Raw genomic sequence first — 16917 nt, forward strand, 5'->3', positions numbered from 1 at the left:
CCGGTTACCCCGTTTCGTGTTCCTGTTTCCGCTCGGGCTCCCTTCGCTTGAGCCAGGCGCTGAGCGGCGCGGTCGAGAGTCCGTGGATGAGGACAGACAATGTGATGGCGAGGGTGACGTAGATGAAGATCTCGTGATTGCCGGTGTGCCGCTCGGCGAGGGTCGCATAAAACAGCGCGGAGATTCCCACCGGTCCAAACCAGCTCAGGAACGTTGTCTCAGGGACATCGTGCAGCGATGTGATCAGGGGACGCAGAGCCCACAGGGTAATGATCCGCCGCAGCAGCACCGCAGCGGCGAGCGCAACGGGCGGAATCCAGCCGAGAGCGGCCCACTCACCGATGGGCAAGGCGAGCCCCAGCAGGATGAAGACGGGCAGGAGAAAGAAGCGGGCAACGGCGTCGTCGATCTTGTCCTCCTGCTCCTCGTCCCGCTCGGGGATCATCTGTCCGAATACCGCGGCGCCAACAAAGACGGCGAGAATTGCGTCCGTGCCGAGCAGTTTCCCTGCGCCGAGGATGAGGAGGCCGAAAGGCACGAAGAAGCCCAGGTAGGAGCTTTCCTCCATGAGCCCCACGTTCTTTGACCAGACGAAAAGCTTGGCAAGGGCGAAACCGGCAATAACCCCGAAGAGCATCGCTCCCAGCACCTCCCACAGCAGCACCTTCACAGGCATCTCGTGCCAAGCTTGTCCCGGTTTGGTCAGCAGCAGGACAGGGAGCATGACGAACAGATAGCCAAGCCCGTCATTGAGCCCGCTCTCCGCAGAAAGGTTGTGGCGGACGCGTTCGGGGATGCGCTCTTCCGCGAGGGATCCGGTGACAATCGGTGTAGTAACCACGGGGTCTGTCGGCGTGATGATCGCACCCAGCAGGAGGGCCAGGAGAAACGGGACCCCCAACAACGCCCAAAGCACACCGGTGGCCACTACGAGCATGGCGATCATGCCGAGCAGAATGATGACCGCGATCCAGCGCAGGTTCTTCCGCCAGTACCCGTGCGGCAAGCGGAGTGCTACGCCGGTCAGCCCGATCGCGAGGGTAATTCGCGACGCCTCTTCAAGCAGCGTGCCTTGGGGAACACCGAAGTCCTCAATGCTGAGGACTCCGAAGGCATACGGCCCGATCAGCGCGCCGAACAGCAGCGCGAGAACCGGGCCAGGCAGGCTTACCCGCTGCGCCAGGGTGGAGAAGGCGGAGAGTACGAGCACCGCACCGGCAAAGAGCGTCAGCACGAGGTTGATGGTCATAGCTTCCCCGTACCCCCTTTTCAACGGGGCCAAACGTGCAGGGGCTTTACACCTCCGGTACGGCGGTGACGATCACGTTCTTTCCCCAGAGGTCCTCGGTGTAACAGCTGATCAGCACAAGCCGGTTCGGGACGATGTTCCAGATGTCGCTGTTCTTCAATGTGTCCTTGTTGTGGGTGGTGACGGAGTCAACGACGTAGTTGATCTTGCCCTCGGCAGTAGTGAGTACAACGGAATCCCCAACCTCAACCTCTGAGCTGAGCCGGTTGAAGGGACTGTCACGGTCCTCCCAGCTGTGGCCCGTGATGTAGACCGTGTTCTCGGACCCTTCTCCCGGCGCGCCGTAGTTCGTGAGCCAGTAGCCGTCGAGGGTTTCCGGCGGAACCAGCGACTGCGCTGCCAGGTCAGCATCTGTTGGAGTCAACGGGAGGACGGGAACGGAGATATCCGCCGATTCGATGCTGAGCTTTTGCGGCGCGGACGCGGGAGGGAGAGTCACTTCCGGCGCGGGTGTTGAGGCCTCGGGTGACGGTGATTGCGAAGATGTGGCCGGGGCGGAAGCCGGAGCAGCGATTGTCGGAGCAGTGGTTGTCGGAGTTGCTCCTCCGGACCCGGCGAACAGCTGAATCCCGAGAACCAAGAGGGCGAGGAACAGCACCACAACGACGGCGCCAATCGCCAGCCGCGGAATCCTGCGGTCTTTTTCCCCCGGCCCGGTGGGCGCGCGATGTGCATTACTCATGGTGGAGCGGTCTTTCCGAACTGGTGCCGAATGCGCAGGGGCACCGCCCGAACGGGACGGCGCCCCTGCGCATTCTCTGCTGTCTTAGCTGTTGTGGACCCGACGCGCAGCCATTGTTCCGGCTACAACCAGGAAGCCGATACCGGCCGCAAGCGCGCCGATTCCTGCTGGGTCGGTGCTGGCTGTCGGTACGGCAGTCTGCACGTTCATTCCGCGGTTGGTTCCGCCGGTGCCGCCGGTACCACCCGTGCCGCCGCCTGTTGTCACGGCCCCGCCTGTCCCGCCTGCTTCATTGCCGTAGTCGTGATCATCGTCGTCTTTGTCGCCGCCGCCGACGACGCCTCCACCTACGGCAGCTCCGGTGCACGCTTCGATTGCTGCTGCGAAGAGTGCTTCGAGCTCGAGCAGGTCAACGTCCAGCGCATCAAGTTGCACAGCAAGACCGTTGACCACAGCGATGGCTGCATCGAGGTTCGCCTGAGCTTCGAGGATGGCCAGAGCAGCAAAGAGCTCCGTCTCGAGGTCGATCAGCGCAGAGAAATCGAGATCGACACCCAGCAGAGCTTCGAACCGCGCTTCAGCGTCAAGGATTGCCGTGATGTCGCCGCTGACCAACAGATCGAGCAGCAGGCGCGCTTCGGCGGCTGCCGCGATGTCAAGCTGCAAGTCAGCGATCAGTGCACGAAGGGCCGCTTCCAACTCGACCAGATCGACCTCGGCCTCAAGCTGGAAATCAGCTGGATCGAGCTCGATGTCCGCCAGCGCCTCAACTGTCGCATCTTCCAACACACCATCGCTGATGTCGGCGATGAGGATGTCAGCTTCATCCTGCGTGAGGTCCCCCGCGGTCACGGCGGCGTTCACGGCTAAAGTCAAGCCTTCGACATCAAGTACCTGAGGGAGCAGGAACTCGTTCAGGTTGATGCCCAGTGCTGCCAAGGCAGCCGCGTCCAATTCACCGCCAGCCAGTACGGCGTCGAGCAGTAGCTGAGCCTGCCCCACCGCACTGTTGGCGGCGGCCTCTGCATTGATGATGGCGTTGATGTTTGGAAGTTGCTCTGTCTCCAAAGCAATCAGAGCGTCACCGATAAGAACTTCCAGCTCCGCAAGCGTCAGCGTCCCCTCGACCTCGAGCATGTCCAGCGTTTCCTGAGCGTCCAGCAGGTTCTGGAGGGCAACGGCAAGCTCAACTTCGAGCTCGGCATTGAGCTCGGCGTTGTGAAGGGCTGCAGTGAACTGGTTTTGCGCGGAAATACATTCCGGCGAGTCGTGAACGGCGGAGGCCGGCGCGGCGCTAAAAAAAAGACCACCGGCAACGAGCGTGGCGGTGGATCCTGCTGCGAGTAACTGCTTGCGTACGTGCATGTTGTCCCCTATGCGAGTGATACATCGGCTTCTGGGCCGACGGCGATGACCGAGTTGCGTACGGCAACTAAGGCCCTCCCAGTTCTACCGGAGAGACGCACGTCACAGGTAAACAAGCTGATTAAGTTACCGAACCGTTACAGTGGACTCCTACTTCGCTGGCTACTTCGCCGGCAGTTTTTCCGCCAACAGCTGCGCCAGGTGGATACCCTTCCGCTCGCTGAGGTCCTCCAGTTGAGTGCGGCAGGAGTACCCGTCAGCGAGGACGACGGCGTCAGCCGCCGCCGCGCGAACCGCCGGCAGTAACTGCTGCTCAGCTACCGCAACGGACACCTCGTAGTGGCCGCGTTCCACGCCGAAGTTCCCGGCGAGGCCGCAGCAACCGCCAAGTTTTTGAAGGGAGGCGCCCGCACCTTCCAGTAGTGCGGCATCGGGGCTCCAGCCCATGACGGCGTGGTGGTGGCAGTGCGGCTGCGCGACGACGGTGGTTCCCTCCAGCGACGGAGCCTCATAGTCCGGCGTCTTGGCCAGCAGTTCCGCGAGCGTGTGCGTGGCACTCGCGACTTGCTCCGCAACGGCCCGGCCCAACAGCTCGATCGAGTCCGACCGCAGCACCCCGGTACACGAAGGTTCAAGGCCCACGATCGGTATCCCTTGCTCCGCATACTCCTTCAACGTCTCCACCGACGAGCGCAGGATCTTCCGGGCGCTGTCGAGTTGCCCGGTCGAGATCCAGGTCAGTCCGCAACACACCGGCTTTTCAGGGATCAGGACCTCATATCCCGCGTCCTCGAGCACCCGGACCGCCGCCTTGCCCACTTCGGGGGAAAAGTTGTTCGTGAAGGAGTCAGCCCAGAGAAGGACCTGCGGGCGGCATTTGGACGCAGACTCCGACCCGACCTGGGTCACAGATCCGGAGGCAGAAGCTTGCCCCACGCCTGAAACCCGCCGCGACCCGAACCACTTGTGGAACGTCTGCGGCGCGAAGGCGGGGATCCTTCGGCGCTGGTCCACTCCCGCAAGCCGCAACCCAAGCTTCCCCAGACCCGGCAGGCTCACCAGCGCATTCACAACGCGCGGTGCAACCGAGGCCAGCATTGCCCACCGCGGCAACCAGCCGAGCGAATAGTGCGACGCCGGTCGGATCCGACCCTTGTAACTCTGGTGCAGCACTTCCGCCTTGTACGACGCCATGTCGACGCCGGTAGGACAATCCGAGGCGCAGCCCTTGCATGAGAGGCACAAATCGAGCGCCTCATGCACTTCCGGCGCCCGCCAGTTCGGCTTGCCGTGCTGGTGGCCGGCGGCGGCACCGCCAACAACGCTGCCGTTGATCATCTCCTGCAGCGCCCGGGCGCGGCCCCGAGTAGAGTCCTTCTCCTCCAGCGTCGCGATGTAGGACGGACACATCACCGTCTGGTTATCCCTGTGCGCGGCGCGGCACTGGCCCACGCCGGTACAGCGGTGAACCGCCTGGCTGAAGTCGCCGTCGTCATGTTCGTAACCGAACGCCATTCCGGTACGCAGCGGGCCGGCCTCAGCTACGCGGACGTTCGCGTCCAGCGGCTCAGGATCAACGAGCACTCCCGGGTTGAGGATGTTGTCCGGGTCGAGGATGCCCTTGACCTTGCCGAACAAGGACAGGGCAGCAGGTGTGTACATGAAGGGGAGGAGCTCGCTGCGCGCCCGCCCATCGCCGTGTTCGCCGGACAGAGATCCGCCGTACGATGCGACCAAACGCGCCGCGTCGGTGAGGAAAGCGCGGAACACTGCGGCACCGTCGTCGTGCTGGAAGGGGAAGTCCAGCCTCACGTGGACGCAGCCGTCGCCGAAGTGGCCGAACGGGAATCCTGTGAGGTGATGGGTGAGCAGGAGTTCGTCGAACTCGCGCAGGTAATCGCCGAGGCGCTCCGGCGGAACGGCCGCGTCCTCCCACCCGGCATGCGCGGGCGCTCCCGCTGGCGAACGTCCGGCCAGCCCGCCGCCGTCCTCCCGGATCCGCCACAGCGCGGCCGCCTGTGCAGGACTGGTGATGATGCGGGAGTGGCGGGCAGTGGCAACCAGGCTCACCGCAGCAGCCCGGTCTGCAACCTCGGCTGCGTCATCACCAGAAATCTCAACGAACAGCCACGCCGCTCCGCCGGGCAGTTCAGGCAGGGCCTGCGGTCCCTTCCGCGAGCGCACAACCTCGACGATGCGGGAATCCAGCCCCTCGCACGCCGTGGGTTTGAATGGCAGGACCGAGGTCACGGCGTCACCGGCCTCGCCGATGTTCTCGAATCCGAGTACCACCATGGTTTTATGCGGTGCATCCGTCACCAGCCGAACGCCGGCTTCCAGCACGACGGCGAGCGTCCCCTCGCTACCCACCAGCATCCGCCGCAGGTCGAACCCACGCTCCGGCAGCAGGTGCTCGAGTGAGTACCCGGACACCTGCCGGCCAAACCTGCCCAGTTCAGTGCGGATTGTCCCGAGATTAGCGCTCACTAGAGAGCGCAGTGCGTCTGTTTCAGCAGACGACGGCGTCTCCCCCGGTCCCAGTCTCAGCCGCGCACCGGAGCCGGTCATCACGTCGAGGTGCGTCACGTTGTCGGCCGTCCGGCCGTAGGCGAGGGCGCGCGATCCGCACGCGTTGTTGCCGATCATTCCGCCCACTGTGCACCGCGTGTGCGTTGACGGATCTGGTCCGAAGCGCAGCCCGCTGGCAAGGGCCACCTTTTGCAGCGTGGCATGGACAGCGCCGGGTTCGACGACGGCGGTCCGGCTTTCGGCGTCGAACTCCAGGACGCGGTTGAGGTGGCGGCTGAAATCGATCACCACTCCGCGGCCGATTGCGTTGCCCGCCAAGGAGGTCCCGGCGCCGCGCGATGTGAATGGGATGCCACGTTCCCGGCAGACCTCGAGCGTGGTGAGCACCTCGTCGAGGTGGCGCGGAAAGACGACGGCGGCAGGTTGGATCCGGTAGAGCGAGGCATCGCTTGAGTAGACGGCACGCGAGGTTGCGTCGGCCCGCGCGTCACCAACGCCACGGGAATGCAGTTCGGAGACAAGGGACCGGGGAGCTGTGAGCGTCGTCGCCATGGGTAACATGTTACTACTCATCCCGCTCTCTTTCCGCGGCTACGCTTGGCTCATGCCTCCTGCACAGACGCCGCGACCACCGTCGCTCACTGAACGCACCATCGAAGCGGTGCGGGACGGCATCCGGAACGGCACTTTTGTGCCCGGCGAGCTGTACTCGGTGTACCAGTTGGCAGACAAGCTGAGCGTGTCCCGCAGCCCCGTCCGTGAGGCGCTACTCCGGCTGGCCGAGACCGGAATGGTGGCGATCGAGAAGAACCGCGGCTTCCGGGTTGTCCTCCCGGGCGCCCGCGAACTGGCGGAGATCATGGCGGTGCGCGTGGCCCTTGAGGTCCCTGCGGCTGCCCAGGCCGCCCGGCGCGCCGGAGCAAGAGACCGCGCCGCCCTCGAAAGGGAACGCGAAGCCATGCAGCAGGCAGTCCGGAATGGCGACGAAGGGGCCTTCCTCCTGCACGACCAGCGCCTCCACGCGCTCCTGCTCAACCTAGCGAGCAACAGCCACACCATCCGCATTATCGAGAACCTGCGGGACGCGACGCGGCTGATCGGCATGTCCACCATCCGCACCTCCCGCTCCCTCGAGGACGTTTACGCCGAGCACCTGCCAATCCTCACCGCGGTCGAAAGCGGCGACGCGGACGCCGCAGCCCTCGCAATGCGCCGCCACCTCGAATCGACGGGGAAGCTTTTGCTGCGGGGCGCGGCCACCGAAAACGACGACGTCGAAAGCCTTTGGGAGGACTACGTCGGCTGAGGGCGGCAGCGCAGTGATGGCGCCGGCACGCAATGCACGGGTAGAACTGAAGTATGGACAGCGCGCTGGTACTTGGCCCCATGCTTCGGTATGTCGACGACACGACCGCAAGTGTGTGGGTGGAAACGCGCGGGACAGCACGGGTTCGGGTCAGCGCTTCCGGCCGTGAATGGGAAGCGGGCACTTTTTCTGTGCACGGGCATCACTACGCGCTGGTTGAGGTGGAGGGGCTTGAGCCGGGATCCAGCTCGCCGTACACAGTGGTCATTGACGGGCAGCAGGTTTGGCCGGAGGAAGGGTCGCCATTCCCTGCACCCACTATCCGGACTCTTGACCCGGAGCGACCCTTCCGCCTCGCTTACGGATCGTGCAGGACAAGCGAAGCGAACGACCTCGCAGCGCACAAGACGCACGGCGTCGACTCCCTGCTGGCCTTCGCGTTGAACCTCGCCGCCCGGGATGAGGCAGTGCGCCCGGACCTCATCGCGTTCCTCGGCGACCAGGTGTACGCGGACATTCCAAGCGACGAGATGCTTCAGTTGATCCGGGATGACAGAGGCATCGACACCAAGCTGGATGCCGAGCTGCGCAACTACGAGGAATACACGCAGATCTACCGGCTCGCATGGTCCGGCCCTGCAATCCGCTGGCTGCTGTCCACTCTTCCCAGCGCCATGATCTTCGATGATCACGACATCCGGGATGACTGGAACTCGTCCCTGCTGTGGAAGAGGAAGGTTGCAACGATCCCCTGGTGGCGGGACCGAATTGTCTCCGGCCTGGCGTCCTACTGGGTATACCAGCACCTCGGGAACCTTTCTCCGTCAGAACGCGCGGCCGATGAAATCTGGCAAGCTATCAAGTCTCACCAAGGACCCGGCGAGCTTGAACTCAGCTCCATCGTCGAGGCTGTCGTGGAAGAGGCGGACCGGAATCCGGAACGCTACCGCTGGAGCTTCTGCAGGGACTTCGGCGATACCCGGCTCATTGTCCTGGATTCACGGGCTGCCCGCGTCCTGCAAGCCGGCCAGCGCTCCATGCTGGACCGGAAGGAATTGCGGTGGCTCGACGAGCGGATGCAGGGCGACCGGCGGCATCTGCTCGTCGCCACGTCGCTTCCGTTCCTGCTTCCGCGGGGGCTTCATCACATCGAGGACTGGAACGCCGTGCTCGCTGACGGCCGCTGGGGTGAACGTCTCGCGGCCGTCGGTGAGTGGGTCCGCCAGGCGATCGGTCTGGAGCATTGGGCAGCGTTTCCCGAGAGCTTTCGCGCCGTCGCAACCATGGCCACGGAGGTAGCCACAGGCCAGCGCGGCGCGGCTCCGGAAACAGTGACGTTCCTGTCCGGTGACGTTCACTTTTCCTACATCGAGGAGGTGGACCAACCCATGCAGTCCCGCGTCCTGCAGGCGGTCTGCTCTCCGATCCGGAATCCGCTGCGGCCGGCACTGCGCTGGGTCGCAGCGCTTATGTCCACACGGGTGGCAGGTCCGCTCGGCGGCGTGCTGGCGCGATTTGTTCCGCAGCCGCCGTTCCACTGGTCAACGTTGAAGAAACCCTGGTTCGACAACAACCTCGCAAGCCTGGAAGTGACGGAGGAGGGGTTGAAGCTGCGGTGGGAAACCGGCGTCGTCAGCGGTGGAAACCATGCCGCCCCTCAACTGAAGGAAGTCACCTCGATCACCATCGCTCCGCGGGCAGCTGAGGCTACGAACGCTCACTCCCGTTAGCACCTTGGCCACCGGATAGCGGTTAACACCTACCGGCTGCCGCAACCCCTATCCGGTGCCCACATCACTATCGCAACGTGACCGCACCTAGGAACCCGCCGGCTCAAGCAACTTAGACGCAAGGTCAGCGAGCTGGTCCTGGGTGACGCCGTCGAGCTCGCCTTGGCTCATCGCCTGTACGTTTGCGATCACTCCGTTACCGCGCGCTGTAACTGAGAGGTTGTGGAAGACCGGCTGCCCGCCCAGCTCCTGGGTCACCCGAAGCGCGAAGGATTCTTCGCCGATCAGGTCCAGCGGCACCTCCTCCGTGATGGAGGTGATGGTGTTGCCCTGGATGGTCGCGGTCACTTCAGCACACTTCTCGAGCGCCTCACGGCTGACGTTGAACCCCTGCTGAACTGCGTCCTCCGTTGAGCCGTCCATCACGACGACCGCCAGGTAGCCGCCCGATGAGTCAGCAGCTCCGACACCGCTGACCGCTCCAGCTGCCAGGTCCGCGGATGCCGCAGCATTGCCGGTCGCGTGGTCCTTGCACTCGGCCGGCTGAATGTCTGCGCCCTCCATCGCGGACTGCACGATTTCAAGTCCCGCAGCGGCCTGCTCTGCAGAGACGAGCTGGAACGGATCGCCAAGCGCATCAGTCAAAGCAGTCACTCTCGCCTCAAGTTCTGCCTTATTTGGAGCCTCGACATCTACGGGTGCCGCAGCTGTCACCGAGGAGGCAGGCGCACTCGTCATCGCTGCGCTGGTGGGTGCCGGCGTCGCACTGTCAGGGGCCTGAACCGAAGCCGGGGCGCTCGCGCTCGCTCGGCCGGCCTTCGGCTCGTCATCGGAGCCGCCGCTGCAGCCGGTCAACAGCAGCGCTGCTGCGAGCGTGCAGGAAGTTACCAGTGATGCCTTCATGAAGTCCCCCAAAAAATCGGCCACGGCCGTTTCATCGACGGTCGAGCTGGTTCCCGATAGCAATTCGGCCATCGGATAGCGGTTGAATGCTATCGCATGGCGCAAGCGCTATCGCTGAGCGTGCCGCTGAGAAAACCGCGCAGGTAGTGGTCCAGGAATCTGCGGCCCTTGACGCTCCCGCCCGGCAGGAGTTTCGTTGACGCATGGAGTGGTTGAGCGGCGTGCTCGACGCCGAGGGGTACGAAGTGGGGCGGCAGATCCTCCAGCGCGGGGTGGCCGCCATCTACCTCCTCGCGTTCATCTCCGCCATCAACCAGTTCCCAGCTTTGCTCGGGGAAAACGGGCTGCTGCCTGCTCCCCGCTTCATTGAGCGGGCGGGGAAACGCGCCGGCCCCACGCTGTTCCGATGGCGTTACTCGGACCGGATGTTGCTTACGGTCTGCTGGGGCGGCGCTGGAATTGCGGCGCTGATCGTGATCGGAATTCCCCAAACCGGCCCGCCGTGGCTCCCCCTGCTCGCGTTTCTGGTCCTCTGGGGTTTGTACCTGTCGATCGTCAACATCGGTCAGGTGTTCTACGGCTTCGGTTGGGAGAGCTTGCTCCTCGAGGCCGGATTCCTCGTTGCCTTTCTCGGTTCCAACGAGGTAGCTCCGCCGCTGCTGGTCCTGCTGGCGATTCGCTGGCTCGTGTTTCGGCTCGAGTTCGGTGCGGGCATGATCAAGATGCGCGGCGACCGGTCCTGGCGAGACCTCACCGCTCTCTACTATCACCACGAGACCCAACCGATGCCGAATCCTGCCAGCCGCTTCTTCCACCTCCTTCCCAAGCCGCTGCACCGCATGGAAGTCGCCGGCAACCATTTCACCCAACTGGTAGTGCCGTTCTTCCTCTTCGCGCCGCAGCCGGTCGCGGGGGTCGCGGCCGTCATCATCATCGTGACTCAGGGCTGGCTGGTGATCTCCGGCAACTTCGCCTGGCTCAACTGGATCACCATCGTCCTCACCTTCGGCGCGGTGCCGGACTCCTTCTACGAAGCTGTGGGCTTCACCATCGCACCGACGTACGAAACGACGCCGATCTGGTTCGCCGCGGTCGTCATTCTCATGGCCATCTTCATCGCCTACCTGAGTTGGCAGCCGCTGCGGAACCTCTTCGCGAAGCGGCAGCTGATGAACGCCAGTTTCAACCGCTTCCACCTCGTGAACGCGTACGGTGCGTTCGGCAGCGCCACCAAGGTGCGTTACGAGGTGATCATCGAAGGAACGAAGGACAATGTAGAGCACGACGGCGCTGCCTCCTCCCACTGGGAGGAGTATGGGTTTCGGGGCAAACCGGGCGATCCCGGCCGCATGCCGCGCCAGTACGCGCCGTACCACCTGCGCCTCGACTGGCTCATGTGGTTCCTGGCTCTCGGATCCGACGGCGGCTGGTTCACACCGCTGCTGGTGAAGCTCCTGCAAGCGGACCCGAAAATCCTCAAGCTTCTGAGACACGATCCGTTCGGCGGCGAGCCGCCCCGCTACGTGAGAGCGCGCATCTTCCGCTACCGATTCACCACGCGGGAGGAAAAGCGCACGACTGGGCTGTGGTGGATGCGCGAGGTAGCCGGAACACTCGTGGATCCGGTGTCGCTGAAGGGAGGCCAACCGCGCTGAGCGAGCACACGCCAACCCGCTGACCGGCACAGGATCCTCCTTTCGGTTGATGCCCGGACGCAGGCTCAGGACTAATCTGAAGTGCGGTTCTTTTGGTTCGACGCGCTGATCCCACCTCAACACAACGGGCCTCCCGCCACATCAGCCCACTATTCGAGGAACCGGCTTCATGCTGATCACCCTGGTCCGCTCATACCTGCGGCCCTACGCACCACTGGTTACGGCTGTCGTTGTGCTGCAGTTGGCCTCGACCATCGCCGCCCTCTTCCTGCCCAGCCTGAACGCGCAGATCATCGATGAAGGTGTAGCCGAGGGCGACACCGAGTACATCTGGAACATCGGCATGGTGATGCTCTGGGTCAGCCTCATCCAGGTGGCCGCAGCAATCGCGGCAGTCTTTTTCGGCTCCAAAGCAGCCATGGCCCTGGGCCGCGACCTCCGCAAGAGCGTGTTTCACCGAGTGTCCGGATACTCGGCGCAGGAAGTCAGCCACTTCGGGGCCCCCAGCCTCATCACGCGCGGAACCAATGACGTGCAGCAGGTGCAGATGCTCGTCCTGATGGGCCTGAACTTCATGGTTGCGGCGCCGATCATGTGCATCGGCGGCATCTTCATGGCGCTGCGTGAAGAACCGGCGCTCTCGTGGCTGGTGTGGGTGTCCGTGCCGGCGCTGTTCGTCGTCGTCGGTTTCCTGGTCTGGCGTCTGATGCCGCTGTTCCGCACCATGCAGGTCAAGATCGACAACATCAACGGTGTGCTGCGTGAGCAGATCACCGGCATCCGTGTGGTCCGCGCGTTTGTCCGTGAGCCGTACGAGGCGTAGCGGTTCGGCCGGGCAAACCGGGAACTCACGGACGTCTCGCTCGCCGTCGGCTCCCTTTTTGTCCTCATGTTCCCGGCCATCGGAATGATCCTCCACCTCGCCACTGCGGCGGTGCTGTGGTTCGGCGGCATCAGGGTCGCCGCCGGAGAAATGGAAGTGGGCGCGCTCACAGCGTTCCTGCAGTAACTGCTCCAGATCCTCGTGGCAGTCATGATGGGCACGTTCATGGCCATGATGATCCCCCGGGCGTCCGTCTGTGCCGAACGCATCGGCGAAGTCCTGGACATCGAACCTTCCATCCACGAAACGGACCGCCCGCTGCAACCCGCTTCCAAGGCCGGCGTGGTCGAATTCCGCGGCGTCACCTTCGCGTACCCGGGTGCTGAGGAGCCCGTCCTCAAGAACATCAGCTTCACTGCCCGGCCTGGGCAGACCACTGCCATTGTGGGGAGCACCGGCGCCGGAAAGAGCACGCTGATTTCCATGCTCCCCCGCCTTTTCGACGTCGGCAGCGGCCAGGTTCTCCTGGACGGCGTGCCGGTCACCGACATGGCCCGCCCGGACATCACGGACCGGGTGGCGCTGGTGCCGCAACGTCCTTATCTCTTTTCGGGCACCATTGCGCACAACCTGCGGTTTGGGAACCCCAACGCGCACGACGACGACCTCTGGGACGCGCTCACGGTCGCCCAGGCAGCGGATTTCGTCCGCGCGAAGGACCACGCGCTGGAGGCTCCGGTCTCGCAGGGTGGCACCAACGTCTCGGGCGGGCAGCGTCAGCGGCTCTGCATCGCGCGGGCACTGGTAGCCGAACCGAAGGTGTATCTTTTCGACGACTCATTCTCGGCCCTGGACGTCACCACCGACTCCCGCCTGAGGGCCGCGCTGAAATCGAAAACCAGGGACGCCACGGTAATAATCGTGGCCCAACGCGTCACCACCATCACGGACGCCGACCAGATCCTCGTGATGGAGAACGGCGAGATCGTCGCCCGCGGTACGCATGAGGAGCTGCTGGAGACCTCGCCTACCTACCAGGAAATCGTTGAATCGCAGACGACGGCCGAGGAGGTGGCATGAGCACGGACAAAGATTTCCGTCCCGATGAAGACCGGACCATCGACCCGGTTGTTGCCCCCACACCCGGCGCCGCGGCGGACGCAGAAGCACAGGTGCTCGACGAGGAGTTCCGGCCTTCCGAAGCTGACGGTGACATGTTCGGCGGCACCCCGGCAAAGAAGGCCAAGCATTTCTGGCCGTCCGCCAAGCGGCTCTTCAGCCTGCTGGCACCGGAAAGAACCGCCATTGTGGTGGTGCTCGCGATGGTGGTCATCGCCGTCGTACTCAATGTCATTGCACCGCGGGTGCTCGGCAGCGCCATGGATGTCATCTTCAGCGGCGTTATCAGCAGCAACCTTCCCGACGGCGCCAACCAGCAACAGGTTATTGAAGGGCTGCGGGCAGAAGGCCAGGATCAGTTCGCTGACATGCTCTCCGGCATGGAGCTGACCCCCGGCGCGGGCATCGACTTCACCCTGCTCGGCCGGCTCATTCTGCTTGTGCTCGGCATGTACCTGGTGTCTTCGGTCTTCATGTGGCTGCAGGGATACCTTCTGAACAAGGTCGTCATGCGGGTGGTCTACAACCTGCGCCGGGATGTGGAGGCCAAGCTGAACCGGCTCCCGCTGAACTACTTCGACACCCGGCAGCGCGGGGACCTGCTTTCCCGCGTAACCAACGACGTCGACAACGTCCAGCAGGCGCTGCAGCAGGCTTTCGCTCAGCTCATCATGTCGGCGCTGAGCCTGATCGGCATCACTGTGATGATGTTTGTGGTCTCGTGGCAGCTCGCGCTCATAGCGCTGGTTGCGCTGCCGTTATCGGCGCTGGGAGCGGGGCTGATCGGCGTCCGCAGCCAGAAGCTTTTCGCGGAGCAATGGAAGAACACAGGCCAGTTGAACGGGCACATTGAGGAGTCCTTCAGCGGTCATGACCTGGTTCGGGTTTTCGGCCGGGAGAAGGAATCGCTCGAGCAGTTCGACCAGAAGAACGAGGATCTTTACAAGGCGTCCTTCGGTGCGCAATTTGTTTCCGGGATGATCATGCCCGTCATGCAGTTCATCTCCTACCTGTCCTACGTGGGAATCGCAGTGGTAGGTGGACTGCGCGTCGCCTCCGGTTCGATGACCCTCGGCGAGGCGACGGCGTTCATCCAGTACTCGCGGGAGTTCAACCAGCCGCTGAGCCAGATGGCGGGCATGGCGAACATGCTGCAATCAGGAGTTGCTTCGGCTGAACGGGTGTTCGAGCTGCTCGACGCCGAGGAGCAGGACCCTGATACGGCCATAGCCTCGTTGCCGGCCCGGACAACGGGCCACGTTGAATTCGAGCAGGTGAGCTTCAGCTACACGCCGGATCGTCCGCTGATCGAAGACCTCTCCTTTGCGGCCAAACCGGGTGAGACAGTGGCGATCGTGGGTCCGACCGGCGCCGGCAAGACCACTCTGGTGAATCTCGTGATGCGCTTCTACGAACTCAATTCCGGGCGCATCACCCTGGACGGCGTGGACATCACCCGGATCAGCCGCGCGGAGCTGCGCTCCCGGGTGGGCATGGTGCTGCAGGATGCCTGGCTCTTTGGCGGGTCGATCTACGAGAACATCCGCTACGGCCATTTGGATGCCACCCACGAACAGGTGATGCACGCGGCAAAAGCCACCTTCGTGGACCGCTTCGTGCGCGCGCTGCCGGACGGCTATGACACCGTCATTGACGAGGAAGGCAACAACGTCAGTGCGGGTGAGAAACAGCTGATCACCATCGCGCGGGCATTCCTCGCCAGTCCGTCGCTGCTGATCCTTGATGAAGCCACCAGCTCGGTTGATACCCGGACGGAGCTACTGGTACAGCATGCCATGGCTGCGCTGCGGACAGACCGTACGAGCTTCGTCATCGCCCACCGCCTGTCCACCATCCGCGATGCGGACATAATCCTCGTGATGGAGGACGGCCGGATCGTGGAGCAGGGCAGCCATTCGGACCTACTTGAAGCACAGGGAGCGTACTACCGGCTCTACATGTCGCAATTCGCAGCGGCGGCTGATCCGGTTTAGAGGTTTTATTTTCTGAAGTTACTGAATCTTTATCGCCGTTACTGAATCGGTACTGGAGTAAGGCACGGCGTGTCGGTTATAGCCCCTAATAATGGAGCTATTCACTTCTAATCCCAGGGGAACTCTCGATGACATTGCTGTCCAAAATTCGGGTGGGATTGCTTTCCACCCTTATCCTCTCCACCACTTTTACCGCTCTTCCAGCGCAGGCTGAGCCGACGCCACATACAGTTACCCCGTCCATTACCGAGGCGGACATTGTCACTTTCGACGCCAACGGAACGTTGTGGGCTTACAGCAGCGACGCCCGGATTCCGGATGATCCACTAAGCCGCCGACAGGTCGGCTCCGGGTGGACAGTCATGAGGGACCTGAAAACAGCCGACTGGAATCAGGACGGGATCCAGGACATTGTCGCAGTTGGCAAAAACGGCAACCTCTACGTCTACTACGGCGCCCCGGCGGGTGGCTTCACCCGGACAACCATTGGAACAGGTTGGGGTTCGTATGACATTTCTGTTGTTAGGTGGAAGGTGACGGACGCATATCCGTCCATCATTGCTGTGAATTCCGAGACAGGCGCGCTGTACAACTACCCGAACCTTTCAGGATCCGTTCTGTCTCCCAGAGTGGTCGAAGGTAGCGGATGGGGTTCCATCACACATCACGTCACTGATTGGGATGGTGACGCCAAAGCCGACATTCTCGGTCAACATTCTGGAACAGGAAACATGATCCTGTACCGCACGGATGGCAACGGTAATTTCGTCGACGAACCCCGCATCGTGGTGGGACGGGGATGGAAGGTCATGAATATGGTTGAATCAAGTTCAATGCTCGAATACCCCGGCTTGATGGCTCGAACCGACGATGGAAATCTCTATCTTTACCAAATACGGGAAGGCCGCTGGCTTCGGGTGCACATCGGGACCGGCTGGAATGGCTACACCTTGGCTTTCTAGCCCGACGCGCTACCAAAGAGGCGCGTCCACTGGCAGCGGAGTCCGATCTCGTCTGGCGGGATCGGGTTCCGCTGTCTCGATTCAGCTGTTTGAATGGAATATGACCATTCAAGGGGGAACGTCATGACCTACACCAAACTTCTACTCACCGGCGGCACATCGCTGCTCGCCGGTTTCTTCCTGTGTTTGGCTCCGCTCGGCACCATCCTTGAGGGCACAGCGGGTGGCTTGGACTGGTTCCTTGCCGCTGTCGGCGCTTTCCTGCTGCTGGAGGGAATCACCATGTTCTTCCTCGGTATGAAATCACGCAAACGCGACCTCAGCCGCGCCCGCACCTACGGGGAAGAATCGAGCGATAAGCCGTTCAACGACGACCGTCCGCAGAACCCGCACCAGTTCCCGGGAGCCGGCGTCCAGGGGCAGGTCGGAACGGGTGGAATGCCTTGAGTGCGATCGATAAATTCCTACGTCGCAGTCGCCCTTGGATGACTCGTCGTTGAGGCGATCGAAGTTTGACCCTTCACTGCTCAAGATCGAGCG

General features: G+C 63.0%; 11 protein-coding genes and 1 pseudogene. 7 read left to right on the forward strand and 5 right to left on the reverse strand.

Annotated elements, in window-relative coordinates:
- Positions 1-4 precede the first annotated feature (4 nt).
- The 4 genes from ACZ2GY_RS14905 to ACZ2GY_RS14920 form a co-directional block, all read right to left on the reverse strand.
- Complete coding sequence (locus tag ACZ2GY_RS14905; protein WP_471672294.1) at positions 5-1249, reverse strand: cation:proton antiporter; 1245 nt, start codon at positions 1247-1249, stop codon at positions 5-7.
- Positions 1250-1295: 46 nt separating this feature from the next.
- A complete protein-coding gene (locus ACZ2GY_RS14910; RefSeq protein ID WP_471672295.1) occupies positions 1296-1991 on the reverse strand; it encodes a class F sortase in 696 nt (231 codons plus the stop codon).
- Between the two features lie 84 nt (positions 1992-2075).
- On the reverse strand, positions 2076-3356 hold the full coding sequence (locus tag ACZ2GY_RS14915) for a hypothetical protein (protein WP_471672296.1): 1281 nt from the start codon (positions 3354-3356) through the stop codon (positions 2076-2078).
- Positions 3357-3518: 162 nt separating this feature from the next.
- Positions 3519-6458 (reverse strand): FAD-binding and (Fe-S)-binding domain-containing protein, encoded by a 2940-nt coding sequence (locus tag ACZ2GY_RS14920; protein ID WP_471672297.1) that lies wholly within the window; start codon positions 6456-6458, stop codon positions 3519-3521.
- Between the two features lie 31 nt (positions 6459-6489).
- Here ACZ2GY_RS14920 and ACZ2GY_RS14925 point away from each other — a divergent pair, with 31 nt between their 5' ends.
- Both ACZ2GY_RS14925 and ACZ2GY_RS14930 read left to right on the forward strand, forming a co-directional pair.
- Positions 6490-7191, forward strand: a complete 702-nt coding sequence (locus ACZ2GY_RS14925) for a GntR family transcriptional regulator (RefSeq protein WP_471672298.1) — start codon at positions 6490-6492, stop codon at positions 7189-7191.
- A 53-nt stretch (positions 7192-7244) separates the two neighbouring features.
- Positions 7245-8921, forward strand: coding sequence for an alkaline phosphatase D family protein (locus tag ACZ2GY_RS14930; protein ID WP_471672299.1), 1677 nt, complete (start codon positions 7245-7247; stop codon positions 8919-8921).
- Between the two features lie 87 nt (positions 8922-9008).
- Here ACZ2GY_RS14930 and ACZ2GY_RS14935 read toward each other — a convergent pair whose 3' ends face one another.
- The gene (locus ACZ2GY_RS14935; RefSeq protein ID WP_471672300.1) at positions 9009-9848 is read right to left on the reverse strand and encodes a hypothetical protein; all 840 of its coding nucleotides are present in this window, start codon (positions 9846-9848) and stop codon (positions 9009-9011) included.
- Between the two features lie 179 nt (positions 9849-10027).
- Here ACZ2GY_RS14935 and ACZ2GY_RS14940 point away from each other — a divergent pair, with 179 nt between their 5' ends.
- The 5 genes and pseudogenes from ACZ2GY_RS14940 to ACZ2GY_RS14960 all read left to right on the forward strand — a co-directional run bounded on the left by ACZ2GY_RS14940 (position 10028) and on the right by ACZ2GY_RS14960 (position 16824).
- On the forward strand, positions 10028-11479 hold the full coding sequence (locus ACZ2GY_RS14940; RefSeq protein WP_471672301.1) for a lipase maturation factor family protein: 1452 nt from the start codon (positions 10028-10030) through the stop codon (positions 11477-11479).
- Between the two features lie 169 nt (positions 11480-11648).
- A pseudogene (locus ACZ2GY_RS14945) lies at positions 11649-13382 on the forward strand (ABC transporter ATP-binding protein).
- Positions 13379-15415, forward strand: coding sequence for an ABC transporter ATP-binding protein (locus ACZ2GY_RS14950; protein ID WP_428831007.1), 2037 nt, complete (start codon positions 13379-13381; stop codon positions 15413-15415). Before ACZ2GY_RS14945 ends, ACZ2GY_RS14950 begins: the two are co-directional and overlap by 4 nt.
- Before the next feature lie 128 nt (positions 15416-15543).
- Entirely contained in the window at positions 15544-16377 is an 834-nt protein-coding gene (locus ACZ2GY_RS14955; RefSeq protein ID WP_471672302.1) for a hypothetical protein, read from the forward strand.
- Positions 16378-16500: 123 nt separating this feature from the next.
- On the forward strand, positions 16501-16824 hold the full coding sequence (locus tag ACZ2GY_RS14960) for a hypothetical protein (protein ID WP_471672303.1): 324 nt from the start codon (positions 16501-16503) through the stop codon (positions 16822-16824).
- Positions 16825-16917 lie beyond the last annotated feature (93 nt).

It is taken from the genome of Arthrobacter sp. KKT183 (genome assembly GCF_055657625.1).

Excerpts from the sequence above, each read along its gene's own strand:
- ACZ2GY_RS14905 (WP_471672294.1), bottom strand. The coding sequence starts at position 1,249 with ATGACCATCAACCTCGTGCTGACGCTCTTTGCCGGTGCGGTGCTCGTA.
- ACZ2GY_RS14910 (WP_471672295.1), bottom strand. The coding sequence starts at position 1,991 with ATGAGTAATGCACATCGCGCGCCCACCGGGCCGGGGGAAAAAGACCGC.
- ACZ2GY_RS14915 (WP_471672296.1), bottom strand. The coding sequence starts at position 3,356 with ATGCACGTACGCAAGCAGTTACTCGCAGCAGGATCCACCGCCACGCTC.
- ACZ2GY_RS14920 (WP_471672297.1), bottom strand. The coding sequence starts at position 6,458 with ATGAGTAGTAACATGTTACCCATGGCGACGACGCTCACAGCTCCCCGG.
- ACZ2GY_RS14925 (WP_471672298.1), top strand. The coding sequence starts at position 6,490 with ATGCCTCCTGCACAGACGCCGCGACCACCGTCGCTCACTGAACGCACC.
- ACZ2GY_RS14930 (WP_471672299.1), top strand. The coding sequence starts at position 7,245 with ATGGACAGCGCGCTGGTACTTGGCCCCATGCTTCGGTATGTCGACGAC.
- ACZ2GY_RS14940 (WP_471672301.1), top strand. The coding sequence starts at position 10,028 with ATGGAGTGGTTGAGCGGCGTGCTCGACGCCGAGGGGTACGAAGTGGGG.
- ACZ2GY_RS14950 (WP_428831007.1), top strand. The coding sequence starts at position 13,379 with ATGAGCACGGACAAAGATTTCCGTCCCGATGAAGACCGGACCATCGAC.
- ACZ2GY_RS14955 (WP_471672302.1), top strand. The coding sequence starts at position 15,544 with ATGACATTGCTGTCCAAAATTCGGGTGGGATTGCTTTCCACCCTTATC.
- ACZ2GY_RS14960 (WP_471672303.1), top strand. The coding sequence starts at position 16,501 with ATGACCTACACCAAACTTCTACTCACCGGCGGCACATCGCTGCTCGCC.